Origin of the sequence: Streptomyces harbinensis (assembly GCF_900116145.1) — a bacterium.
Classification (GTDB): domain Bacteria; phylum Actinomycetota; class Actinomycetes; order Streptomycetales; family Streptomycetaceae; genus Streptomyces; species Streptomyces carpaticus.
This window is the reverse complement of the sequence record NZ_FPAB01000001.1, coordinates 436,207-461,357: the sequence shown is the minus strand read 5'-3', so window position 1 is coordinate 461,357 and position 25,151 is coordinate 436,207. Positions and strand designations below refer to the sequence as shown.

Here is a 25,151-nt window from a genome sequence, read left to right as displayed (position 1 = left end):
AACCACCCCGGCGATCACCGACCGGCCGCCCGACCGCGGCCCGCCCGGGGGCGAGGGGGAGAGAAGCGCACATGACCAGCGCACGACGGGACGCCCAATACCGGGGTCCCGAACTGGAGTTCACCGACGACGACGCACCCGACGCGGTGCGGGCGCTGCTGCGCGCGGCGCGCGATTTCCCCGAGGCCGGAGTGATCACCCACACCCCGGACGGCTCCGGCGGCACGCTCCTGACGTATCCCGAATTGTTATTCCGTGCCCGCCTGCTGCTCGCCGGCCTGCGCGCCCACGGCATCCGGCCAGGCGACCCCGTCGTGCTCAGCGGCCTCCCGCTCGGCACCTTCTTCCCCGCCCTGTGGGCCTGCCTGCTCGGCGGCGCCCTCCCGGTGCCCATCGCCGCCCGCCCCGAGGACGGCTCCCCAGCCCTGACCCGGCTGCGCGGTACCGCCGCCCTGCTGAACGGCCCGCTGATCCTCACCGACGGCCCCGGCGCCGCCGGCCTCGCCCGCACCGACCCCGCCCTGCGCGCCGTCGACGCCGACGACCTTCCGCACGCGGGCCGCGACCACCACGACGACACCACCGCCCCGCCCGAGCCGGACGGGGACGACACCGCCCTGCTGCTGCTCTCCTCCGGCAGCACCGGCGCCCCCAAGGCCGTCCGGCTCACCCACCACGGCCTCGCCCTGTTCGGCGCCAGCACCCGCCGCATCCTGGACCTGCGCCCCGGCGACACCACCGTCAACTGGCTCCCGGTCGACCACAGCGGCGCCTTCCTCCTCTACCACCTGCTCCCGGTGTTCGCCGGCGCGACCAACGTCCACACCCCCACCGACGGCGTGCTGGCCGACCCGCTGCGCTGGCTCGACCTCCTCGAAGAGCACCGCGCCACCCACAGCTGGGCCCCCGCCTTCGGCTTCCAGCTCATCACCGACGCCCTCACCACCGGTGCCGGCACCCCGCCCGACCGCGACCTGACCCGGGTGCGCTCCCTGGTCTGCGGCGGCGAACGCGTCACCGAACCCGGCATGCGGCGCTTCCTCGCCGCCACCGGCCGCTACGGACTGCGCGCCGGACACCTCGTGCCCGCCTGGGGCATGACCGAGACCGTCACCGGCATCACCTTCGGCCGCCTCGACCGGCCCGGCACCGTCCAGCGCGTCCTGCGCGACAGCCTGGAGGACGAGGTCCGCCCCGCGCCGCCCGAGGCGCCCGAGCACGCCGTGCTCACCTTCATCGCCTCCGGTGGCCCCGCCCACCGGTCCACGCTCCGCGTGGTCGACGACCACGGGCGGCTCCTGCCCGAGCGGCACATCGGCCGGCTCCAGGTCGCCTCACCCCGCATCACCCCCGGCTACGTCCACGACCCGCAGGCGGACGCCGTCGCCTTCCCGGACGGCCCCCGCTGGCTGGAGACCGGCGACCTCGCCTATCTGACGGACGGCCAGCTGGTGATGACCGGCCGCCGCAAGGACGTCATCATCCTCAACGGGCTCAATGTGCTCTGCCAGGAGATCGAGGAGGCCGCCGCCACGGTCGACGGCGTACGGGCCGGCGCCGTCGCCGCCTGCGGCGTCCCCGGCGAGCGGGGCGGCAGCGAAACCCTCGCCGTCTTCTTCGTCGGCGGCCCCGACCCGGCCGCCGACGAGCGGACCGCCCGCGCCGTCCGCGCCGCCCTCTTCGCACGGCTGCGGCTCACCGCCGAGCGGGTCGTCGCCGTCCCCGAGGACCGCTTCCCGCGCACCCCGGCCGGCAAGATCCGCCGGGCCGCACTGCTGGAAGGCCTGCTGGCCGGCGCTTTCGACCCGCCGGACCCGCGCACCGTGGTCGCCGACGAGGTCAGCGCCGTGCTGGGGCGCCCGGTCACCGGAGCGGAGGACACCCCGTTCTACGAACTGGGCCTGGACTCCGTGCGCATGGTGCGTCTGCGGGCCCGCCTGGAACAGGCCCTGGAACGCCCGGTGCCGCAGACCGCCCTCTTCGAACACCCGACCGTCACCGCGCTCGCCGCCCATCTCGCGGAGGGCGCCGCCCACCCGGAGCGGAAGGCCACCGCGCCCGCGCCGGACATCGGCGGACCGGACGCGGACGGAGCGGGGACGGACGGGCCGGGCACGCCCGTCCCGGTCGGCGGCGTCCCGGCTGACGGCGCTTCGGCCGCCGCCGACCCGGACACCGGTGCGCCCGCTGCGTCCGCGCCGGACGGTTCCGCCTCCGTCCCGCCTGCCTCCGCCCCGGTGCCGCCCGCCGACCGGCGGATCGCCGTCATCGGCATGGCGGCGCGGTTCCCCGGCGCCCCCGACATCGACACCTACTGGCGCAATCTGCACGACGGTGTGGACAGCGTGCGCACCCTCCCCTCCCCACCGGGCGGCGAGCGGGTCCCCGTCATCGGCGCGCTCCAGGACATCGACGACTTCGACGCCGACTTCTTCGGCATCACCCCGCGCGAAGCCGGCCACACCCACCCCGCCCAGCGGCTGTTCCTGGAAATCTGCCACCGCGCGCTGGAGCACAGCGGCTACGCGGGCGACGAGGACAGCCGGGGCCGGACGGCGGTGTTCGCCGGCAGCGGGATGCAGTTGTACGGCCATCAGGAGCACGGCGGCACCGCCGGGCCCGGCCCGGCGGACCCCGCGGCCGGCGACCCGGTCGAGGCGATGCAGCGGGCGCTCGGCACCCAGCCCGACTTCCTCGCCACCCGCGTCGCCTACCGGCTCGGGCTCACCGGCCCCGCCATCGGCGTCCAGACCGCCTGCTCCTCCTCACTGGTGGCGGTGCACCTCGCCGCCCAGGCCCTGCTCAGCGGCGACGCCGACGTGGCCCTGGCCGGCGCCGCCGCCGTCCACCCCGCCCAGGACACCGGCTACCGCCCGCACCCCGGCTCGATCCTGTCGCCCAGCGGACGCTGCCGCCCCTTCGACGCGGCGGCCGACGGCACCGTCGGCGGCAACGGCGTGGCCGCCGTCGTGCTCAAACGCCTGGACCGGGCCCTCGCCGACGGCGACACGGTGCACGCCGTGCTCCTGGGTTCCGCCGTCAACAACGACGGGGCCGGCAAGGTCGGTTTCAGCGCCCCCGGCGTGGCGGGCCAGGCCGCCGTGGTCCGCGACGCGCTGCGGGCGGCCGGCATCGCCGGGGAGACGGTTTCCTACGTCGAGGCCCACGGCACCGGTACCGCCCTGGGCGACCCGGTGGAGCACGAGGCGCTGGCCCGCGCCCTCGGCGAGGGCACCGACCGCACCGGTTTCTGCACGGTCGGCTCGGTCAAGTCCGCCATCGGCCACCTGGACACCTGCGCCGGTATGGCCGGGCTGATCAAAACCGTGCTGATGCTGCGGCACCGCACCCTGCTCCCCACCCTGCACCTGCAGACCCCGCACCCGGCCCTGCCCCTGACCGGTGGTCCGCTCACCCTGGCGACCTCCCGCCGGCCCTGGCAGCTCCCACCGGGGACCCCGCGCCGGGCCGGGGTGAGCGCGCTGGGAGTGGGCGGCACCAACGCCCACGTGATCCTGGAGGAGGCCCCGGCACCGCAGCCGAAGGAAGAAGCGGGAACGGTCGTCCTTCCGCTCTCCGCGCGGGACGCGTCCGCCCTCTCCGATCTCACCGCCGCCCTCGCCCAGCACCTGCGCGAGCATCCGGACCTGTCCCCGGCCGATGTGGCCACCACCCTCGCCCTGGGCCGCCACCATCACCGGGGCGCCCGCCACGCCGTCACCGGCACGACCCTCGGCGAACTGATCGAGGCACTTCAGTCACCGGCCCCCGCCCCCGTCCCGCCCCTCGGCCGGACGGCCTTCGCCTTCTCCGGACAGGGGGCGCCCCCCGGCACGCTGGAGGCCCTGACCGCCGAACTCGCCCCCGGCGGCGACGGCGAAGCCGACGGCGGCCAGGGAGAAGCACAAGCCGCCCTGTTCACCGCCCAGCTGACCCTGGCACAGCGGTGGACGGCGCTCGGCATCCGGCCCGAACTGGTGCTGGCCCACAGCCTCGGCGAGTACGCGGCGCTCTGCACGGCCGGCGGTCTGTCCCCGGCGGACGGGCTGGCCCTCACGACCGTACGCGGACGCCTGATGCGGGAACTGGCCCCGCCCGGCGCGGCCGTGGCCCTGCGCGCCGACCTCGCCACCGCCGAACGCGTGGCCCGGGCCGCAGGCGTGGACGTGGCCGCCGTCAACGGACCGCGCTCCATCGTCCTGTCCGGCCCGGAACCCGCCCTGGCCGAGGCCCGTCGCCTGCTGGAGGCGGAAGGCATCCGGACCCGCACCCTGCCGGTGGAACGCGCCTTCCACTCGGCGACGCTCGACCGGGCGCTGGAAGCGTTCCGCGCACACGCCGAGGCGGTGACCTTCACCCCGCTGCGGATACCGCTGATCAGCGGACTGGACGGCGAGATACGCCCGGCCGGCTGGGTCCCGGACACGGAACACCTCATCCGCCATGCCCGCCGGCCGGTACGGTTCGACCTCGCGATGGCCACCGCCGCCCGCGCAGGCATCGCGGACTTCCTGGAGATCGGCCCGGGAGCCACCCTGGCCGGCCTGGGCCGGCACTGTGTCCCGGAGAGCCGCTGGCTCTCCGGTCTCCTCCCGGCCCTGGCCGAGCTGTACCGCCGGGGCCACGACATCCCCGGGCACGCCTGGCCGCGCACCGGCTCCCGCATTCCGCTGCCCGGGTACCCCCTCCGCCCCCGGACCTTCCCGGTCTGGGGGGAGGCGGCCGTCCCCCTCGCTCCGGTTCCTCCGGCCGATCCGGCCGGTGCCACCGTCCCGGCCGCACCGGACCGTGCGGTCGGCCCCGCCAACGCGCCCGATCCGGCCACTCCTGCGGGCCCGGCCGCTCCGGCAACGCGGGCCGTGGCCGGGGAGACCGACCTTCCCGGCGTGCCGGAACAACCGCGTCCCCCGGACGAGGTGGCGCATCCGCCCGTGCCACCGAGTGCACCGGGCATGCCCGCCGAGGGCTTCGCCGCGCCGGGCGACGAGCCCGGCCGGGGTGTGGCCTCGGCCATGGCCGAGGCCACCCCGGCACCGGCGGACCGGACGGCCGGTTCGCCGCGAGGCGCCGCTTCGACACCGGAGCCCAGGGGCTCACTCACACAAGGGGACGACATGTCCGTGAACGAGCCGGTCACCGACTCCGGTCCCGTGCTGGCCGATGTCCGCGCGCTGACCGCGCGCAAGCTCGGTGTGGAGCCGGCGGACGTGGAACCGGACGCGTCGTTCTTCGCCCTCGGAGCGGACTCTCTCGCCCTCATGGGCATGACCGCCGAACTGGAGCAGCGCTACGGCGTCCGCATCCCGGTACGCGAGCTGTTCGCGGACGCCGACACCCCGGAACGGCTCACCGCGCTCATCACCGCGCGCGCCCCCGCCACGGCAGGGGGACCACGGGAGGCCGCCCCACCACAGCCCGGCACGACGGCCGCCGCCGCCGGTGTGGCCGGCGGCAGCGAGCCCACGGCGGGGCCGCCTGCCGGTGATCCGGCACCGCAGCAGATGGCCGTAGCCGGCGTCGAGGGCCCGCCAGGATCCGCCGGATCGGCCCTGGCCCCGCGCGCTGCCGGGGCGGCAGTCGGTGCCCGGCCGGACGGGCCGCCCGTCAGCGGCGACCCGCTGCCGGGCACGGCCCCGGGTCCGGTGCTCGGCGAGCCTCTGCCCGCCCTCCCCGCCATCCCCGGTACGTCCGCCGAGGGCCACGGCCAGGAACCGGTCGCGCACCTCTTCGCTGAGCAGTTGCGCACGGCGCGTCACCTGATGGACCAGGTGACGCAGCTGATGTCCCGCCAGCTCGACCTCGTGGCATCCGACCCGGCCACCGGCAGCGCTCAGCCGCCCGGTCCGCCGGCCGCCGCGCCCGAAGCGGCCTCCCCGGCCGCTGCTCCGGCGGCGTCCCCGGCCGCTGCCGCACCATCCGCCGCACCGGCCGGCCCGGGTCGGTCCGTCCCGGGTGACTCCGGTCCCGGCGGTGCGTCCGTCCAGCCCTCGGCCGCCGCGTCCGTGGCGTCCTCCGTCCGCACCCCCGCTCCGGAGCCCAGCGCTCCGGACGCCGGTGCCGCGTCCGCACGGCCGGGCCGGCCGCAGGTCTCCCGCCCTGGTGGCCCCGGTCGCACCAGCGCGGCTCCGCTTCCCTCCGCCGGGGCTCCCGCTCCGGCGGACGGCACCGGCCGGCCCGCCGCCGCGGTCCCGGCGGCGTCCCCGGCCGGGCCGGGCGCAGCCCCGCCCGCCGCGCCCGGTGCGCTCCCCGTCCCCGTCCCCGTCCCCGCCTCCGCCACCCGGTCCACCGGCCCCGGACCGGACTTCAGCCTCTACTTCTTCGGCGACTACCCCGAGGAACAGCAGCGCGACAAGTACGACCTGATCATGGCGGCGGGCGAGTTCGCCGACCAGCACGGTTTCCACGCGCTCTGGTTCCCCGAGCGGCACTTCGACTCCTTCGGCGCGCTCTTCCCCAACCCCTCCGTGCTCGCCGCCGCCCTCGCCGCCCGGACGCGGCGGGTACGGCTGCACGCCGGGTCGGTGGTGCTGCCCCTGCACCACCCGGCGCGGGTCGCCGAGGAGTGGTCCGTCGTGGACAACATCTCCGGCGGCCGGGCCGGCCTCTGCGTGGCCAGCGGCTGGCACGCCCGCGACTTCGCCCTCGCCCCGCAGAACTTCGGCCGGCACCGCGAGCTGATGTACGAGCAGCTGGCCACCGTGCGGCAGCTGTGGGCCGGTGACCCGGTGGAGGTCACCGCGGGCGACGGCAAGCCGACCGAGGTACGGCTCCAGCCCCGCCCCCTCCAGGACCAGCCGCCGCTGTTCGTCGCCGTCGTCGGCAACCCCGACAGCTACCGCCGGGCCGCCGCCGAGGACCTGGGGATCGTCACCAACCTCATGGCACAGACCGTCGAGCAACTGGCCGAGAACATCGCCCTGTACCGCCGCACCCGCGCCGAGCACGGCCTGGACCCGGCGGCCGGCCGGGTGGTGGTGCTCGTGCATACCTTCCTCGCCGAGGACGCCGCCACCGCCCGGGCCGAGGCGTACCGGCCGTTCCTCTCCTATCTGCGCTCCTCCCTGGCCCTGTTCAACCAGGTCACCAACAGCCTCGGCGTCGAGGTCGACCTGGAGCGCACCCACCCGGACGATGTGGACTTCCTGCTCGGCCGCGCCTACGAGCGGTACTGCGACGCACGCGCCCTGATCGGTGACGAGGCGAGCACGGCCCGCACCGTCACCGCCCTCACGGACGCCGGAGCCGACGAGATCGCCTGCTTCGTCGACTTCGGCGTGCCGCCGGACCGGGTGCTCGGCGCCCTGCCGCTGCTGGACCGGCTGCGGCGCACCACCGCCGAGCAGCGGCTGCCGCTGTCCGCCGCCCAGCGGCGCATCTGGGTGCAGGAGCAGCTCCAGCCCGGCACCCGCATGTACCACGAGCCCAAGGCGATCCGGCTGGACGGCCCGCTCGACCCGGAGGCGGTGCACGGCGCGCTGCACCGGGTCATCGCCCGGCAACCCGCGCTGCGCACCGTCTTCGGGCAGCGGGACGACGGCTCCCCGTACCGCCGGGTGCACGAGCGGCTGACCGTCGAACTGCCCGTCACCGACCTGACCGGCGCCACCGAGGAGGAGGCCCTGCGGGCCGCCCTCGACCTCGCCGCGCGCGAGACGTTCGACCTCGCCGAGGGCCCGCTGCTGGCCGCCCGCCTGCTGCGGCTGGGGCCCGAGCGGCAGCTGCTGTTCCTCGTCGCCCACCATCTGATCCTCGACTCCGCCTCCACCGCCGTCCTGGCCCGCGAGCTGACCGCACAGCTGCGCGCCTGGCCGCACCCCGCCGAGCTGCCGCCGCTGCGGCCCACCGCTACCCCGCCGCCGGACCCCGGACGGCTCGCCGCCGATCTGGCGTTCTGGCGGGCCGAGCTGGACGGCGCCCCCGACCTCGCCCTGCCCACCGACCACCCCCGCCCGGCCCGGCGCACCGGCGAGGGCGCCGCGCTCAGCCACGAGCTGGACGGCGCCCTCATGGACCGGCTCGCCCGGTACTGCGCCGAACAGCGCGCCACCGTGTTCATGGCGATGACGGCCGCCGTCGCGGCCGTGCTCGGCCGGTTCGGCGGCACCACCGATCTCGTCCTGGGCACGGCGGTCGACGCCAGGCCGCCGCAGGCCGGGGACGAGATCGGGCTGTTCCTCGACACCGTGGCGCTGCGCGTCGACCTGAGCGGCGACCCCGGCTTCGGCACCCTGCTGCGCCGGGTACGCGACCGCAGCACCGAGGCGTTCGAGCACCGCCAGGTGCCCTTCGACGAACTGGTCCGCGCCCTCAACCCGGAGCGCGATCCGGGCCGCAACCCGCTGTTCCAGGTCATGGTCGAGTACGAGCGGCAGACCGACTCCGCGCTGCTGGACGTACCCAGCGACCGCGCCCCGTTCGATCTGAGCCTCTACCTCACCCACCACAGCGCCGGTCTGCGTCTCATGGCCGAGTACGACACCGCGCTGTTCACCGAGCGCACCGTGCGCCGGCTGGCCGACTACGTGGAACAGCTGCTGCGCCGCGTGCTGAGCACGCCCGACGCCCCGCTGTCCGTCCTCACCGCGCTCACCGACACCGACCGGGCCGAGCTGGCCGCCGCCCACACCCCCGGGCCGCCCGCCCGGGCCGGGGCCGACGACACCCTGCACGCACTGTTCGCGCGGCAGGCGGCCCGTACCCCGGACGCCGTCGCCCTGCGCACGGCCGCCGACGGAAGCACCGTCAGCTACCGGGAACTGGCCGACCGCGCCCACGCCCTGGCCGGGTCGCTGCGGTCGCGCGGCGCCCGGCGCGGTGAGCGGGTCGGTGTCCTGCTGCCGCGCGGCCCCTCCCTGATCACGGCGCTGCTGGCCGTACTGCGCAGCGGCGCCGCCTACGTGCCGCTGGACCCGGCCCTGCCCACCGCCCGGCTGGCCCACCTGCTGGCCGACAGCGATCCGGTGCTGCTGCTCACCGGCGCCGAGACGCTCGCCGCGCACGAGGGACTGCGGGAGCGGACGGACGCCGAGGTGCTGTACGCGCCGGAGCCCGACGCCGCGGAAGCCACCCCGGGCGACCTGACCGACCCCGCCGATCCCGCCGAGCTGGACGACCCCGCGGGCCCGGACGACCCGGCGTACTGCCTCTACACCTCCGGCTCCACCGGTGAACCCAAGGGGGTGATCGTGCCCCACCGCGGCCCGGCCCAGCTGATCCGCGGCCAGCTGGCGGCCCACCCGCCGCTGCGCACCCTCCAGTGGACCTCGCCCGCCTTCGACGTGCACGTCCAGGAGGTCTTCACCACCCTGGCCGCCGGGGCCGAACTCGTCCTCATCGACGACGCCGTACGGTACGACCCCGCCGCCGTCGCCGCCGTGGTGCGCGACCACCGGGTCGGGCGCCTGTTCATGCCGTGCACCCCGCTGCGCTATCTGATGGAGACGCAGCCGCGTCTGCCGGGACTGCGCGAGCTGTTCTCGGCCGGGGAGGCGCTGGAACTCACCCCCGCCTTCCGCCGGTTCCTCGCCGCCCACCCGGACTGCGCGCTGTTCAACCAGTACGGCCCCACCGAGGCGTCGATCGTCGTCACCTCGCACCGGGTCACCGAGGACCGCCCGCCGATCGGCCGGCCGCTGCCGGGCGTGCGGATCCGGCTGCTGGACGGCGTGGGAACGGAGGTTCCGCCCGGCGCGGTCGGGGAGATCGAGATCGGCGGCCCGGCCGTGGCCCTGGGCTACCACCGCCGACCGCGCGAGACCGCCGCCGCGTTCGGCACCCGAGAGACCGGCGAGCGCACCTACCGCACCGGCGATCTGGCCCGCTGGCGGACCGACGGCACCCTCGCCTACCTGGGGCGCACCGACGACCAGGTGAAGATCCGCGGGTACCGGGTGGAGCCGGCCGAGGTACGGGCCGCCCTGACCCGGCTGCCCGGCGTCCGCGAGGCCGCGGTGCTGGCCCGACCCGACCGGCGCGGCGAGGCCGAACTGGTCGCCTATGTCGTCCCGGCCGGCGAGGACACCGACCTCGCCGCACTCCGTACCCGGCTCGCCTCCGCACTCCCCGGCCACCTGGTGCCGCGTCACTGGGTGCCGCTGGAGCGGCTGCCGGTCAACGCCTCGGGCAAGCTCGACCGCGACCGGCTGCCCGCCCCCTCGCCCGACGCCGCGCCCCCCGGGGATGACGGGGGGCCCGGCGACGAGCCCGGCACCCCGCTGGAGAAGGCGCTGCACGACCTGTGGTGCGACGAACTGGGCCTGCCGGGGCAGATATCCGTCACCCGGTCGTTCTTCCAGCTCGGCGGGCACTCGCTCGGCGCCATCCGGCTGGTGAACCGGATGACCCGGGAGGCCGGCCGCCCGCTGGCGATGGCCGACTTCTTCCGGGCCCCCACGATCCGGGAGTGCGCCGCCCACTTCACCGCCGAACCCGCCCCGGTACCCCGGGCCGAGGCGGAGAGCGCGCCCGGGCCGGCCGCCGGGGAGGTGGCGGACACGGTGCCCGCGCCGTCCGCGCTGCGCCGCCTCACCGGGCGGCACCGCGCCCATCCGCACCCCGGCGTCTTCAACGTCGCGCACCGCGTCGAGCTGACCGGCGCTCTCGACGAGGACGCGCTCACCGGCGCGCTGCGTGCCCTGGTGGCCCGGCATCCGGCGCTGCGCGCCCGGGTGGCCGGCGAGCGGGTGGAGATCCTGGCCGAGGCCGAGGTCGAGGTCGAGGTCACCGAGACCGACCTGGCCGGGCTGTCCGACGCCGACGTGGACCGCTGGTGCCAGGAGACCGCCCGGCAGCCCTTCGACCTGGCCCGGGCCCCGCTGTTCCGGTTCCGGCTCGGCCGCCTCGCCCCGGACCGCCGGCTGCTGCTCGTGGTGCTGCACCACGCCGTCTGCGACGGCTGGTCGATGGGCCTGCTCTGGCGCGACCTGTCGGCGCTGTACGCGGGCCGGCCGCTGCCCCGGCCCGCCGCCGGCTACCCGGACTACGCCCGCTGGGCGGACGCGCAGCTGACCGGGGAGCGCCGCGAAACCCTGGAGCGGTTCTGGCGCACCGAACTGGCCGGGGTGCCGCTGCGCCCCGCACTGCCCGCCGACCGCTCCCGGCCGCCGGTGCTCTCCGGACGCGGCGCACTGCACACCGTCACGCTCACCGGGGAGCTGCCGGCCCGGGTGCGGGCGGTCGCCGGCGAGCTGGGCACCACCCCGTACGCCGTGCTGGCCGGGGCGTTCGCGGTCTGGCTGGCCGGGGTGTGCGAGCAGCCGGACGTGGTGCTGGCGGCCTCCAGCGCCAACCGGGCGGCGGTGCGCGAGCACGAGGAGGTGTTCGGGCTGCTCGGCGAGGCGGTGGCGCTGCGCGCCCGGCTGCCGGAGGCGGACACCTTCGCGGAGCTGGCGGCCCGGCTGGGGCCCTCGCTGTTCGCGGCGATGGACCATCAGGCGCTGCCGCTGGGCGAGGTGGTGCGGCTGGTGGCGCCGGAGTACGCGGCCGGGCTGTTCCCCACCGTGCTGTTCACGGTGGTGACGACCGACCCGCCGGCCTTGGAACTGCCCGGGGTCCGCGCCGAGATCGCCGCGCTGCCGGTCGCGGGCACGGCCCGCACCGAGCTGTACGTGGTGCTGACCCCGGGCGAGGACGCCCTGACGGTGACGATGGAGTACAGCACCGATCTCTTCGAGGCGGCCACGGTCGCCGGCTGGGGCCGTGAGCTGGCCGCCGTACTGGACCGGCTGACCGCCGATCCCGGGGCGCCGCTGTCCGGTGCCGGCGAAGCGGACAGCGGGGAGGGGTAGGGTCGGGCGGCGGCAGCGGACGGACGACGAGCCGGACGGCAGGCGAGCGGCGGGCGAGGGACGGTCATGGCACGGGGGAGCGGCAGAGCGGACACCTGGCTGATCGTGCTCGGGCAGAGCAGCCAGGCGCTGGGGATGGGCGGGATATCCCTGTTCCTGCCGCTCATCCGCGAGGACCTGGGGCTGTCATTCGCCCAGGCCGGTCAGCTCGCCGCCGCCGCGACCCTGGTGTACGCGCTGATGCAGGTGCCCGCCGGCTGGCTGACCGACCGTTACTCGCCCAAGAAGCTGTTCTGCGCCGGGGTGCTGGGCACCAACGCCATGTCACTGGCCTTCGCCGTCGTGCACCCGTACGGCTGGCTGCTGGCGGTGCAGGCGGTGTCGGGCCTGTTCCGCTCGCTGATCTTCGCGCCGGGGATGATGCTCATCAGGGAGCAGTTCCCGGCCGACCGCAAGGCGACGGCGATGGGTCTGTACGTGGCCGGCGGGTTCGCCTCCAGCGTCCTGCTGAACATCCTGGGGCCACTGGCGGTCGGTCCGCTGGGCTGGCGCTGGCTGTTCGTGATCTTCGGTGGTACCGGAGTGCTGTGGGCGCTGCTCTACCACCGGGTGGGCACCGATCCGCACCGCGAGCCGGGCGCGTTCCCCCGGCTCGCCGAGGTGCGACGGCTGTTCGGACACCCGGCGCTGTGGCTGATCGGTGTCATCCAGTTCGCACGTCTCGCCACGGCGCAGGGGCTCGCGTTCTGGCTGCCCAGCTATCTGGTGGCCGAGCACGCCATGTCGCTCGCGGGGGCCGGGGCGATCGCGGCCACCAGCGCGCTGATCACCGCCCCGTCGAATCTGCTCGGCGGCTGGCTCTCCGACCGGCTCGGCCGCCCGCTGCTGGTCATCGCCGTCGCGCTGACCGCGCTGTGCGCCTCGCTCGCCGTCCTGCCGCTGGTGGGCGGGGTGCTGCCGCTGCTGGCGGTGATCGGGGTGAACGCGCTGTTCGTACAGTTGTACTTCGGCCCGCTGTTCGGGGTGGGGCTGCACTATCTCGGCCAGCGCACGGCCGGCTTCAGCTCCGGCTTCGGAAACTTCTGCGCCAACGCGGGCGGTTTCGCGGCCATTTCCGCCCTCGGCACGATCAAGGACAGTACCGGGTCGTTCACCCTCGGCTTTCAGCTGCTGGCCGGACTGTACGCGCTGGCCCTGCTCGCCGTCCTGGCCCTCACCCGTACCACCCCGCTGACCGAGGGCCCCGTCCCGCCGCCCGCCGCCGCGCCCGCGCCCGCGTCCGCCGCCCGGAAGCAGGAACCGCCCGCCGGCGCCCGGTGACCGCCCGCGCGGCGCGCCGGCACCGCGGCGTGACGGCGGTCCGCCGCGTGTCGTGAATGTCCCGTACCTCCCTGTCCGGGCATGATCGCCTGTGATCTGCACCGGCCGGGAAGGAACACCATGTCCACGTTCTTGTTCCGTATCGGAAGGTGGTCCTTCCGGCACCGCCGGATTGTGCTGGCGCTCTGGCTGCTGATCGCGGTCCTCACCATCGGCGCCGCGGTCACCAGTGGCGGCAAGACCAACGACAACTTCACCATCCCGGGCACCGAGTCGCAGCGCGCCACCGACCTGCTCGCCCAGCGCGTCCCGGCGCTGAGCGGCGGCCAGACCCAGGTCGTCTTCGCCGCCGAGGAGAACGCGCGCATCACCGACACCCGGCAGCGCGACGGGATCGAGCAGGCGGTGGCCAACCTGCGGAAGGTGGACCAGGTCGCCGAGGTCACCGACCCCTTCCAGGGCGGCGCGACCTCACCGGACGGCACCATCGGACTCGGCTCCGTCCAGTACACGGTGCCGCCCGGCAGCGTGAACTCCTCGACGCTGGACGACGTGAAGCGCGCGGTCCAGCCCGCCGAGGCCGCCGGCGTCCACGTCGCCTACTCCGGCAGCGTCTTCCCCGGCTGGACCACCGCACCCTCCGAAGGCCCCGAACTCGTCGGCGTCGTCGTCGCCCTGATCATCCTGCTGATCACCTTCGGCTCGCTGGTGGCGGCCGGTATGCCGATCGTCACCGCCGTCCTCGGCGTGCTGATCACCATCATGGCCGTCACCGCGTTCGCCGCCGTGGTGAACGTCGCCACCGCCTCCACCACCGTCGCCATCATGCTCGGGCTCTCCTGCGGCATCGACTACGGCCTGTTCGTCCTCTACCGGCACCGCAACCACGTGCTGCGCGGCATGGACCCGGAGGACTCCGTCGCCCTCTCGGTCGGGACCGCGGGCAGCGCCGTCGTCTTCGCCGCCCTCACCGTGATCATCGCGCTGTGCGGGCTGTCGGTGGTCGGCATCCCGTTCCTCGCCGTGATGGGCCTGGCGGCTGCCGGGGCGGTACTGATCGCCATGCTGATCGCGCTGACCCTGCTGCCCGCCATGCTGGGCTTCGCCGGGCCGAGGATCGTGCAGTTCATCAGCCGCCCCCGCCGGCTGCACGCCCACCTGGAGCGCACCGCGCGCACCGCCGCCACCGCGCCCGAGGAGCACCGGGGCGCCCGCTGGGGCGCCTTCGTCGTACGGCACCGGGTCCCGGTGCTGATCCTCGGCGTGCTGCTGCTCGCGGTGATGGCCCTGCCCGCCACCCACATGCGGCTCGGACTGCCCAGCGGCGCCTCCCAGCCCACCTCCAACACCCAGCGCCAGGCGTACGACCTGATCACGGAGGGCTTCGGGGTCGGCGCCAACGGCCCGCTGCTCATCGTCGCGGACGGGGTGACGGAACAGCGCCGGACCGATCAGCTGATGGCCGCCCTCGGCAAGCTGCCCGACGTGGCCGCCGTGCAGCCGCTCACCATGGAAGGCGGCGTCTCCGTCATCCAGGTCACCCCGCAGAGCGGACCGAACGACCCCGAGACCACCAGCCTGGTGCACCGCATCCGCGACGACCGCGCCGCCATCGAGGGCAGCACCGGCGCCACCATCCTGGTGGGCGGCAACACCGCCTCCAACATCGACGTCTCCGCCAAACTCTCCTCCGCGCTGCCCGTCTTCCTGATCGTGGTCGTCGGACTGGCCCTCATCCTGCTGACCTTCGCCTTCCGCACCTTCTTCGTCCCGCTCAAGTCGGTGCTCGGCTTCCTGCTGTCGATCCTCGCCGCCTTCGGCGCCCAGGTCGCCCTCTTCCAATGGGGCTGGGGGCGGCACCTGTTCAGCATCGTGCCCGCCGAGACCGTCAGCTTCCTGCCGATCATCATGCTGGCGATCATCTTCGGACTCTCCAGCGACTACGAGGTCTTCGTCGTCTCGCGCATCAAGGAGGACTACTCACGGACCGGCGACGCGCGCGGCGCGGTGGTGCGCGGTATGTCGCATTCGGCACGGGTGGTCACAGCTGCGGCATTGATCATGTTCTGCATCTTTCTGGCTTTTATGTTCACCAGCGACCCGACCATCAAGGCGATCGGTTTCAGCTTCGCCATCGGCGTCCTGCTGGACGCGTTCGTGGTACGGCTCACCCTGGTCCCGGCGGTGATGGCCCTGGTCGGAGGCCGTATCTGGTCCCATCCGCGCTGGTTCCGCCACCTGCCCGACCCGGACATCGAGGGCAAGCGCCTGGAGGAGGCGCACCGGGGGAGCGGGAATCAGCGCCAGTAGTCGTCATCGGCCGCAACGGAGTCGCCGGAGGAGCCGTACGACGAGCCGTACGCGGAATCGGAGGAGGTGGCGGAGTCCTCCCGGTCGCTGTCGTACGAGGACCCGCTGTCGTAGCCGGACCAGGAACCGGACTCCTCCGTGGCGGGCTCCCGGGCGTCCCGGTCCTCGGCGCGCGCGAAGCGTACGGCGCGGAAGGGCGCGGGTGCCGACGGCTCGGGCTCGAACAGCTCCGGCTCCGGCTCGGGCTCGGGCCCGGACAGCGAGAGCCCCATGGCCTGCCCGCGCGCGGCGGTATCGCCCACCTCCACCTCCCCGGACGGCTCTCCGGCCCACGTCGGGAGCAGGGCGTGCGCGGTGGCCCAGTCGTCCGCCGGGGCGGACCACGCGTCCAGGGCGCCCCGCAACGCCGCCGCCCCGGCCGCCAGCGGCGGCAGCAGCAGCCAGGTGTACAGGACGGCAAGCGGCTCCGCCGCACGCAGCCGCTTCCGCCGTCCCCACACGCCGCCCAGCAACTGCTCCAGTTCGGCGGTCCTCTCCGCCAGCCGCTCGCCCTCCCGCGACCCGAGCGAAGCGAACAGCCCGGCCGCCTCCGCCAGCGAGAGGTACGCCTGCCGGACCCTGCGGGCGCGGATGTCCAGCACCGCCAGGTTGTACCGCGCCATACCCCGGGCCAGCGGATCTCCGGACGAGGCCGCCTGGTACGCCTGCTGGAACGCGCTCCTGGCGCCGGCGAGGTTCCCTTGTGCGAGCCGGTACCTGCCGATGGCCAGCGAACAACGGGCCAGGCCGTGGGTGTCGTCCTGCTCGCGGAACAGTCTCTCGGCCGTGGCCAGCTGCTCCAGACCCTGCGCGATCCGACCCGCCCGTCCCTCGACGAGACCCGCCAGAAACAGGACGGCGGCCCGCCCCCGGTCGTCCGGCAACTGCGCCGCCGTGGTCGGCAGGGCCGCCGGTTCCCCCTCGTCCCAACGCTCGGATTCGGACCGCCCGTACGCTTCGGTGCACGCGAGCGTCAGCAACGCGTACAGCCGAGCCTGCTCCGAAGCGCCCGCCGTACCGGCCGCGGAGGCCTTGCGGTAGCACTCCAGCGTCGCGCCGAGATCGCCCTGCCGGTGCAGTACCCGGCCCAGCTCCCGCCACAGCACGGCGGCGTCCGCCCCGTGACCGTCCCGTGCCGCGCGCCGCGCTGCGGCCCGGTGGGTCAGGATCCAGTCCTCCTGGTGGCCGCGCAGATCGAGGAACGCGGTGAGCGCGCGTGTCAGCCCGATGGCGTCGTGCCGGACGGCGCCGTCGGGGTGGTCGAGTCCGGGCGGTACGGCCGCCACCAGGTTGGGCCGTTCCGCGTCCAGCCAGGCCAGTGCCGTCTCCGGGGAGTCCAGGACCTCTCCGGCCCCTGGCGGAACACCGTCCGTGGTGGGCGGCGCGCGGTGCAGCGCGCGGTCGGCCACCCGCGCGGTCTCCGCGTAGCTCCGCAGCAGCCGCGCCAGGGCGCGGTCGCGCCGGTCCTGCGACAGACCGGCGGCCCGCTCGGCCACGAACTGCCGGATGAGGCCCGGCATGCGGTACGCGTGCCGGAACGTTCCGGCGTCCTCCAGCAGGCGCACCTCGTGCAGCCGCCGTAGCACCCCGGCCGCCTGCTCGGCCTCGGTGCCGAGGAGCGCCGCGACGCCGTCGACGTGCAGAAAGGGCCCGGGATGGCAGTCCAGCAGTTCCAGGACGGAGCGGTCCTCGGCCGTCAGCAGCCGCCGCGAGACGTCGAGGGCCGCCCGTATCCCCGGTGCGCCGTCGTCCAGTTCGGCCGCGCGCCGGGGCGAGTCCGCCAGCCGCCGGGCCAGTTCCCGCACCGTCAGCCGCTCGGCGGACACCAGCGCCCGGCCGGCCAGGGTGAGCGCCAGCGGCAGCCGGTCGCACAGGTCGGCCACCCGCAGCGCCGACTCCGGATCGCGGGCGACGCGCCGCTCCCAGCCCGGGGACGCGGTGTCCACGACGGCGGCGAGCAGCGCCACCGCGTCCGGCGCCGCCAGCGGGCCGGCCTCCACCAGAGCGGGCGGGGGAGTGATGCCGGCCAGTCGCGTACGGCTGGTGACCACCAGCGCCCCGGCGCCGTCCGGCGGGAGCAGCGGCCGTACCTGTCCGGCGTCGGTGGCGCCGTCCACCAGGATCAGCACCGGCCGCCCGCCGTGCCGCCGGCTGTAGTCGGCCAGCCAGGCGCGGTACCGGTCCTGTGCCGCCTCGGCGGAGAGCCGCGCCGGGACCTCGGTGTCCAGGGCGTGCGCCAGGATGTCCACGACCCGCCGCAGCGCCCGGGCGGGCGGGTACTGCTCGGGCGTGCGGTTGTCGATCCGGATCTCGATCTCGCCGGAGAACCGCCGGCCCTGCCGCTCCTCCCGCCGGATTCCCTGCGCCGCCGCGTGCACCAGGTGCGTCTTCCCGGCCCCGGCCGGGCCGTGCACCACCAGCGGGCCCGCAGCAGGGTTGCGGCGCGTCAGCTGCTCGCGCACCGTCCTGAGTTCCGCCGCCCGCCCCAGTGTCCGGCCGACCGCCGGCAGATGACCGATGACCTCGGAGCCGCGTCCCGAGATCCGCACCTGGACGTGCTGCTCGATCCGGGCGTCGCCGCTGCCCTCGGCACGTACCTCCACGCCGGTCACGGGCGGCGTTCCTCGGCCGACTGGGAGATCTCCGCCTCGCCCGAACCCCGGGCGTCCAGCGAGACCTCGCCCGCTCCCGCGTGCGTGACGCGCTGCGTGATCCTTGACCGGTCCTCGCCCACGGCCGTCATCCCCACCCCGGCGCGCGGCGGTGCGGCCGTCTCCCGGCCCGCCCACCAGGCCACCGCCGTGCCGACCGCCCCGGCGACCGCGCCCGCGAAGGCGGTGGCCACCGCCCAGCGCACCTCTTCGGCCTCCGGCAGCCAGCCGAACGGATCGGCGGCCACCACCCACAGCACCACCCCGAACGCCACGGCGGAGACACCGACCGCCGCCCCCCACCGCGCGCCACGTGACATGACGTCATGATTCCACGCCCGTTCGACGGTTCACCAGGGCCGGCACCGGTCGGCCGCGCGGGGGAGGAGACCCGGCGGCCGGGCGGTACGGGTGTCGTACCGGGTCCGCCGCCGGGCCCCGGCTCACCAGATGGCCTCGACCCACTCCGGGTGGTCGATGAACGGGTTGCGGTTGTTCTGGTAGTCCTCGAAGATCACGTCGTTGCGCCGCTTCTCCGCCGCGTCCGGCGGGTCCTGCTCGTGCCACTCCTTCAGGACGGAGAGCCGGCCGAGGTAGGGCACACTGCCGTTGCCCGCCGTGTCGTTCAGCTCCAGGTCGGCGAAGCCGTCGCCGCCCTCGTAGCGCACCGCCATGTAGAACACCATGCGCGCCACATCGCCCTTGACCGCGTCCCGGGGCTCCCAGGAGTCGGCGTCGGTGTAGTTGCCCGGGGCGTTGGCGACCGGGCTGCCGCCCTCGTCGAAGTCCTTGTTGCCGCGTGCGCTGTTGACCTGCACGTCCTCGGGCCGCAGATGGTGCAGATCCGTGCCGGGGCCCGGGGCGGTGCCGAAACCGCCGTGCGACTGCGGCCAGACGTGTTCGCGGTTCCACTGGCCGGTGTTGCCGCCGTTGCTGGAGGCGCTGCGGGAGATGCCGCTGTACAGGAGCACCACGTTGCCGGGCCGGGCCGGATCGGCGTCGGTGACCTTGAGCGCCTCCCACACCTGGGAGTACGTCAGCTGGGTGGTGTCTTCGCTGATGATGGCGTGCAGGGCCTGCTTCAGCGGGGCGCCGGTCTTGCCCTGCGCATCCTGGTAGTAGGCGTCGTCGGCGGCGGTGGCCTGCGGCAGCGGGGCGAGCAGGACCGCCGCGAGCGCGGTGGCGACGGCGCCCGGCAGCAGCACCCGGCGGAAGCGTATGGCACCGGCGCGGGCGGGCAGCGGGGCCGGGGCGGTGGAGGTGGGGGCGGGATCGGACATGTGGGGGCCTCTCGCGGGAGGGGAACGGTCCGCGACGCGGACGCACGTTGTCGTGATCCTGCCACCCACAGCGCCGTGCTACGCGCGTCCAGCACGACCGTCGCACCACACCTTCGTGACCGGCAGACGACCGGCACGCCAACACTGCGCGTGCCGCTCCGCAGCCGAGCGCGTACCCGCCAGGACCCGTACCGGCGCCGGACCCGCACCGGGGCCGGCGGGCGGACACCGGAACACCGTCTCCCGCCCACCGGCCCCGGCCGGTCACCGCATGCCCGTCAGGCGCCCGTCACCGGCAGCCCCTCACGCACCTCACGGGCCGCCGTCACCAGGTTCTCCAGCGCGGCCCGGACCTCCGGCCAGCCCCGGGTCTTCAGACCGCAGTCCGGGTTCACCCACAGCCGCTCGGCCGGAATCGCCGACAGACCCTTGCGCAGCAGCGCCGCCACCTCCGTCGCGTCCGGCACCCGCGGCGAGTGGATGTCGTACACGCCGGGGCCGACCTCGCGCGGATACCCGGCCGCACCCAGCTCGTCCGCCACCTGCATGTGCGAACGGGCCGCCTCCAGGCTGATCACATCCGCGTCCAGCTCGTCGATCGCCCGCAGGATGTCACCGAACTCGGCGTAGCACATGTGCGTGTGGATCTGGGTGTCCGGCCGTACCCCGGCCGTCGTCAGCCGGAACGCCTCCGTCGCCCACGCCAGGTACTCCGCACGCCCCGCCTCCCGCAGCGGCAGCGTCTCGCGCAGCGCCGGCTCGTCCACCTGGATCACCGAACTGCCCGCCGCCTCCAGGTCGAGCACCTCGTCCCGCAGCGCCAGCGCCATCTGCCGGGCGGTCTCCGCGCGCGGCTGGTCGTCCCGGACGAAGGACCAGGCCAGCATCGTCACCGGGCCGGTCAGCATGCCCTTCACCGGACGCTCCGTCAGCGACTGCGCGTACCGGGTCCAGCGCACCGTCATCGGCTCGGGGCGGGCGATGTCCCCGGCCAGGATCGGCGGCCGGACGTACCGGGTGCCGTACGACTGCACCCAGCCGTGCCGGGTGGTCAGCGCCCCGGTCAGCTGCTCCGCGAAGTACTGCACCATGTCGTTGCGCTCCGGCTCCCCGTGCACCAGCACATCGAGCCCGGCCCGCTCCTGGAAGCCGATCACCTCGTGGATCTCGGCCGCGATCCGCTCCTCGTACGCCGCCTCATCGATCCGCCCGGCGCGCAGATCGGCGCGCGCGGTGCGCAGTTCGCCGGTCTGCGGGAAAGACCCGATGGTGGTGACCGGCAGCAGCGGCAGCCCGAGCCGGTCGTGCTGCGCCGCCGCCCGGTCGGGGTACGGCTGCGAGCGGCGGTGGTCGGCATCGGTCACGGCGGCGGTACGGGCCCGTACCGCCGGGTCGTGCGCGAGCGGCGAGTTGGCCCGCGAGGCGAGGTCGGCGCGGTTGGCCGCCAGCCGCGCGGTGATCGCGCCGGTGCCCTCGCCCAGACCGCGGGCCAGGGTGACCAGTTCCTCCGCCTTCTGCCGGGCGAAGGCCAGCCAGCGCGCCAGCTGCGGATCGATGTCCCGCTCGGCGGCGGCGTCCAGCGGCACGTGCAGCAGCGAGCAGGAGGCCGCCACATCGACCCGGTCCGCCAGCCCGAGCAGGGTGCCGAGCGTGCTGAGCGAGGCGCCGAGGTCGTTGATCCACACATTGCGGCCGTTGACCACCCCGGCCACCAGCCGCTTGCCGGGCAGCCCGCCCGCCGCGGCCAGGTCCGGCAGGTTCGCCGCCGCCGGGCCGGTGAAGTCCAGCGCCAGACCCTCCACGGGCGCCTTCGCCAGCACCGGCAGCGCCTCGCCGAGCCGGTCGAAGTAGGAGGCCACCAGCAGCTGCGGCCGGTCGGTGAGGGCGCCCAGGTCGCGGTAGGCGCGGGCGGCGGCGTTCAGTTCGGCGGGCGTGCGGTCGGCGACCAGCGCCGGCTCGTCCAGCTGCACCCACCGCGCCCCGGCGGCCCGCAGATCGGCCAGCACCTCGGCGTACACCGGCAGCAGCCGGTCCAGCAGCGTCAGCGGCTCGAAGTCGGGGGCGACCCCCGGCGCGGGCTTGGCCAGCAGCAGGAAGGTGACCGGGCCGACCAGCACCGGCCGGGCGGTGTGCCCGAGCGCCAGCGCCTCGGAGAACTGCGCCACCTGCGCGCGCGAGTCGGCCCGGAAGACGGTGTCGGGCCCCAGCTCGGGCACCAGGTAGTGGTAGTTGGTGTCGAACCACTTGGTCATCTCCAGCGGCGCCACCTCCTGGTTGCCGCGGGCCATCGCGAAGTACCCGTCCAGCGGGTCGGCGTCGACCGCCGCACGGTGCCGGGCCGGAACGGCGCCGACCATGACGCTGGTGTCCAGCACATGGTCGTAGTACGAGAAGTCACCGGTGGGCACCTCGTGGATGCCGGCCTCGGCCAGCCACTGCCAGTTGTCGCGGCGCAGTTGCTGCGCGGTGCGGTGCAGTGCGGCGGCGTCGACACGGCCCTTCCAGTAGCCCTCGACGGCCTTCTTCAGCTCTCGGCCCGGGCCCTGCCGGGGTACGCCGTACACGGTCGCCCGTGCTGCCGCGGCTGCGGACTGTGCGGTCACGGAACTCTCCTTCGCGAGTCTCACTCCGATGACCGATGGCTCAACGGGGGCGCGAAGAGGCGATCGCCGCCGGACGGAGGGACACGGGATGATCCCGCTGTGCCGACCGCCTGCCGCGTGACGCCGACCCGCCCTCGAAGGTCACCGGTGACCGCGCGCGGGTGCGCGCGGGCAGTGGCAGGTCTTCGGACTCGCGGGCGTTTCCCGTCGGATGACGAGCTGTCCTAGTGGCCGTCGCTTCCCGGGGCCGGGTGGCTCCAGTGCGTATGACGGCGGTCGTTCCCGCTCACCGCTGCGGGGCAGTCCCGGATTCCCACCGGGTTCCCTCTTGCGACGCGTCTGCCTGGCGGGCAGGGCGAACCAGCTGCGGAGCCAGCCTAAGCGCTGTGCCCGCTCGCTGGACACCCCGTTCGCATGCCGGACGGGACGCGTCGCTCGCGGGCGGGGCGCCGGCTACTGGGCGCGGGAACCCGCCCAGATCATCAGGAAGATCAGGCCCACCACGAGATGGCCCAGCACGCCGTAGAGGAAGAACCGGGGGAGGAACCCGGGCGGCAGCTCGCTGCCCTTCTTCTTCACCTGCTCCGGCTGGTCGTGACGTTCACCGTCGGTCATGGCCGGACGGCCTCCCTTCCGTTACCGCCCAGGCACAGCTGGGTGGCCCCGCTGCGCAGCAGGGTGTGGACGAACAGCAGCTGGACGCCCTCCGGGCCGGCGGCGCCGATCCGGTGCGGGGTGAGCGAGTCGAAGTGCGCGCTGTCGCCGGGCTCCAGCAGCTGGACGGACTCGCCGAGGGCCAGCCGCAGCCGGCCGCCGAGCACGTACAGCCACTCCTCGCCCGGGTGGACCCGCACCAGATCGTCCTGGCCGCCGCCGTACGGGACCTGGACCCGCAGCGCCTGCATGGCGCGGGAGGGCCCGCCGGCCGGCCAGTACGTCCAGCCGTCCGCCTCGCGCGCCCCCGGGCCGCCGCCCCGGGTGACCGGGTCGGCGGTGGCGGGAACCTCGCCCAGCAGCTCGGCGACCGTCGTACCGTAGATCCTGGCCAGCGCCAGCAGCATCGGCAGCGAGGGCTGCCGGCCGCCGGTCTCCAGCCGGGAGAGATGGGCGGGGGACAGGCCGGCCCGGCTCGCCGCCGCCTCCAGGGTCAGCCCGGCCCGGGTGCGCAGGTCGCGCAGCCGGGGCGCCATGGCGGGCAGCTCGGGTGTCATGGCTCCGATCGAAGCAGCGCTTCGCCTGTGAGGCAAATTTCTTGTCCCACAGGCAAAAGCGCCGTGCCTCCGACCGCCCTCCGAAACGCCCTGTCGAGTGCGGGGCGGGGCGGGTAGAGTCCCGTCGGAAAGCGCTTGCTACGGCTTGCTGAGACCCTGCCCAGGTTCGGAGGAACCTCCCGCATGGCAACGCCCGAAGGGCCGCTCGACCACCACTACCGTGGCGAACACCCCGTACGAACCCTCGCCTATCTCTTCCGCGGCAGCCGCCACCGGATCGCCGGCGCCCTCTTCGTCTTCGTCGTCAAGCACAGCCCCGTCTGGCTGCTGCCCCTGGTCACCGCCGCCATCGTCGACACCGTGGTGCAGCACCTGCCCATCAGCCAGCTGTGGAGCAGCGCCGGCGTCGTCATGATCATCCTGATCATCAACCCGCCGCTGCACCTGCTCTACGTCCGGCTGCTGTACGGCAGCATCCGCCGGGTCGGCACCGCGGTCCGCTCCGCCCTGTGCACCCGGATGCAACAGCTGTCCATCGGCTACCACTCCCGGATCAGCGCCGGTGTGCTCCAGGCCAAGGTGGTGCGCGACGTCGAGACCATCGAACAGATGGTGCAGCAATCCTCGGACACCGGCCTCGGCGCCATCACCGTCCTCGTCGGCGGCCTGGTCATCATCGGCATCCGCACCCCCGAGTTCCTCCCGGTCTTCCTCATCGTGGTGCCCGTCGCCGCCCTGCTGGTGATGCGGTTGCGCACCCGGCTGCGCACCCACAACGAGGAGTTCCGGCACGAGGTGGAGAACCTCTCCTCCCGCGTCACCGAGATGACCCGGCTCATCTCCGTCACCCGCGCCCACGGCCTGGAGCCCAGCGCGCTGCGCCGCATGGACCACACCCTGGGCAACGTGCTGCGCTCCGGACTGCGCCTGGACCTGCTGAACGGCCGGTTCGCCTCACTGGCCTGGGTCTTCCTCAACGCCCTCGGAGTGCTCTTCCTCACCGGCTCCGCGCTCATCGCCTACTACGAGGTGTGGGATCTGACGGCCGGCGACGTGGTGATGCTCAGCGCGTTCCTCACCACCCTCACCAACTCCACCACCACCCTGATGGGGCTGGCCCCGGTCATCACCAAGGGCCTGGAGTCGGTGCGCTCGGTCGGTGAGGTCCTCCAGGCGCCCGCCCTGGAGGACAACGAGGGCAAGACCGTCGTCACCGAGGTGGGCGGGGCGATCGAGTTCGAGAACACCGGGTTCCACTACGAGGAGGCCGAACGGCCCTCGGTGCGCGACTTCTCCCTCTCCGTCCGGCCGGGCGAGACCATCGCGCTGGTCGGCGCCTCGGGGGCCGGCAAGTCCACCGTCCTCAACCTCGTCATCGGCTTCATCCGGCCCACCAGCGGCCGGCTGCTGCTGGACGGCGCCGACATGAACACCCTCGACCTGCGCACCTACCGGCGTTTCGTCTCCGTCGTCCCGCAGGAGTCGATCCTGTTCGAGGGCACCATCCGGGAGAACGTCGCCTACGGCATGGACGACGTCGACGACGACGCCGTCCGGGCCGCCCTGCGCGACGCCAACGCCCTGGAGTTCGTCGAGCGGATGCCCGGCGGCCTGGACGCGGTCGTCGGCGAGAGCGGCGGCCGGCTCTCCGGCGGGCAGCGGCAGCGGCTCGCCATCGCGCGCGCCCTGATCCGCAACCCGCGGGTGCTCATCCTGGACGAGGCCACCTCGGCGCTCGACACCCGCTCCGAGGCGCTGGTCCAAGAGGCGCTGGGCCGGCTGGTCGCTGGCCGCACCACCTTCGTGGTCGCGCACCGGCTGTCCACGGTGCGCAACGCCGACCGCATCGTGGTGATGCGCGACGGCGGCATCGCCGAGATCGGCACCCACGAGGAACTGCTGGCGCACGGCGGCGCGTACGCCGGCCTCCAGCGCGGCCAGCTCACCTGAC

General features: G+C 74.7%; 10 protein-coding genes and 1 riboswitch. Of the genes, 4 read left to right on the top strand and 6 right to left on the bottom strand.

Features of this window, described 5'->3' with window-relative positions:
* Positions 1-71 precede the first annotated feature (71 nt).
* From BM385_RS27570 to BM385_RS02060, 3 genes are all read left to right on the top strand, one after another.
* Positions 72-11,786 (top strand): non-ribosomal peptide synthetase/type I polyketide synthase, encoded by an 11,715-nt coding sequence (locus BM385_RS27570; protein ID WP_254791416.1) that lies wholly within the window; start codon positions 72-74, stop codon positions 11,784-11,786.
* Between the two features lie 66 nt (positions 11,787-11,852).
* Positions 11,853-13,106, top strand: a complete 1,254-nt coding sequence (locus tag BM385_RS02065) for an MFS transporter (protein WP_093841989.1) — start codon at positions 11,853-11,855, stop codon at positions 13,104-13,106.
* Positions 13,107-13,226: 120 nt separating this feature from the next.
* Positions 13,227-15,416 carry an MMPL family transporter gene (locus tag BM385_RS02060; RefSeq protein ID WP_093841988.1) on the top strand — a complete coding sequence of 730 codons (2,190 nt, stop codon included), beginning with the start codon at positions 13,227-13,229 and terminating at the stop codon, positions 15,414-15,416.
* Here the strand turns inward: BM385_RS02060 and BM385_RS02055 are convergent.
* From BM385_RS02055 to BM385_RS02035, 6 genes are all read right to left on the bottom strand, one after another.
* Positions 15,404-18,067 carry an AAA family ATPase gene (locus BM385_RS02055; RefSeq protein WP_093841987.1) on the bottom strand — a complete coding sequence of 888 codons (2,664 nt, stop codon included), beginning with the start codon at positions 18,065-18,067 and terminating at the stop codon, positions 15,404-15,406. The genes BM385_RS02060 and BM385_RS02055 overlap by 13 nt on opposite strands.
* Entirely contained in the window at positions 18,064-18,426 is a 363-nt protein-coding gene (locus BM385_RS02050) for a hypothetical protein (protein ID WP_093841986.1), read from the bottom strand. The genes BM385_RS02055 and BM385_RS02050 overlap by 4 nt, the downstream gene beginning before the upstream one ends.
* A gap of 123 nt (positions 18,427-18,549) precedes the next feature.
* Complete coding sequence (locus BM385_RS02045) at positions 18,550-19,386, bottom strand: endonuclease I family protein (protein ID WP_019432389.1); 837 nt, start codon at positions 19,384-19,386, stop codon at positions 18,550-18,552.
* Positions 19,387-19,664: 278 nt separating this feature from the next.
* Entirely contained in the window at positions 19,665-21,989 is a 2,325-nt protein-coding gene (gene metE, locus BM385_RS02040; protein ID WP_019432388.1) for a 5-methyltetrahydropteroyltriglutamate--homocysteine S-methyltransferase, read from the bottom strand.
* A 175-nt stretch (positions 21,990-22,164) separates the two neighbouring features.
* A riboswitch (cobalamin riboswitch) is annotated at positions 22,165-22,352 on the bottom strand.
* 90 nt (positions 22,353-22,442) lie between these two features.
* Positions 22,443-22,604, bottom strand: coding sequence for a hypothetical protein (locus BM385_RS26975; RefSeq protein ID WP_175542895.1), 162 nt, complete (start codon positions 22,602-22,604; stop codon positions 22,443-22,445).
* Positions 22,601-23,200, bottom strand: coding sequence for a helix-turn-helix domain-containing protein (locus tag BM385_RS02035; RefSeq protein WP_093841985.1), 600 nt, complete (start codon positions 23,198-23,200; stop codon positions 22,601-22,603). The genes BM385_RS26975 and BM385_RS02035 overlap by 4 nt, the downstream gene beginning before the upstream one ends.
* 183 nt (positions 23,201-23,383) lie before the next feature.
* On the opposite strand from BM385_RS02035, the gene BM385_RS02030 reads away from it, so the two are divergent.
* A complete protein-coding gene (locus tag BM385_RS02030) occupies positions 23,384-25,150 on the top strand; it encodes an ABC transporter ATP-binding protein (protein ID WP_019432385.1) in 1,767 nt (588 codons plus the stop codon).
* Position 25,151 lies beyond the last annotated feature (1 nt).

Excerpts from the sequence above, each read along its gene's own strand:
- BM385_RS02035 (WP_093841985.1), bottom strand. The coding sequence starts at position 23,200 with ATGACACCCGAGCTGCCCGCCATGGCGCCCCGGCTGCGCGACCTGCGC.
- BM385_RS02060 (WP_093841988.1), top strand. The coding sequence starts at position 13,227 with ATGTCCACGTTCTTGTTCCGTATCGGAAGGTGGTCCTTCCGGCACCGC.
- BM385_RS02050 (WP_093841986.1), bottom strand. The coding sequence starts at position 18,426 with ATGTCACGTGGCGCGCGGTGGGGGGCGGCGGTCGGTGTCTCCGCCGTG.
- BM385_RS02065 (WP_093841989.1), top strand. The coding sequence starts at position 11,853 with ATGGCACGGGGGAGCGGCAGAGCGGACACCTGGCTGATCGTGCTCGGG.
- BM385_RS02030 (WP_019432385.1), top strand. The coding sequence starts at position 23,384 with ATGGCAACGCCCGAAGGGCCGCTCGACCACCACTACCGTGGCGAACAC.
- BM385_RS02045 (WP_019432389.1), bottom strand. The coding sequence starts at position 19,386 with ATGTCCGATCCCGCCCCCACCTCCACCGCCCCGGCCCCGCTGCCCGCC.
- BM385_RS26975 (WP_175542895.1), bottom strand. The coding sequence starts at position 22,604 with ATGACCGACGGTGAACGTCACGACCAGCCGGAGCAGGTGAAGAAGAAG.
- BM385_RS27570 (WP_254791416.1), top strand. The coding sequence starts at position 72 with ATGACCAGCGCACGACGGGACGCCCAATACCGGGGTCCCGAACTGGAG.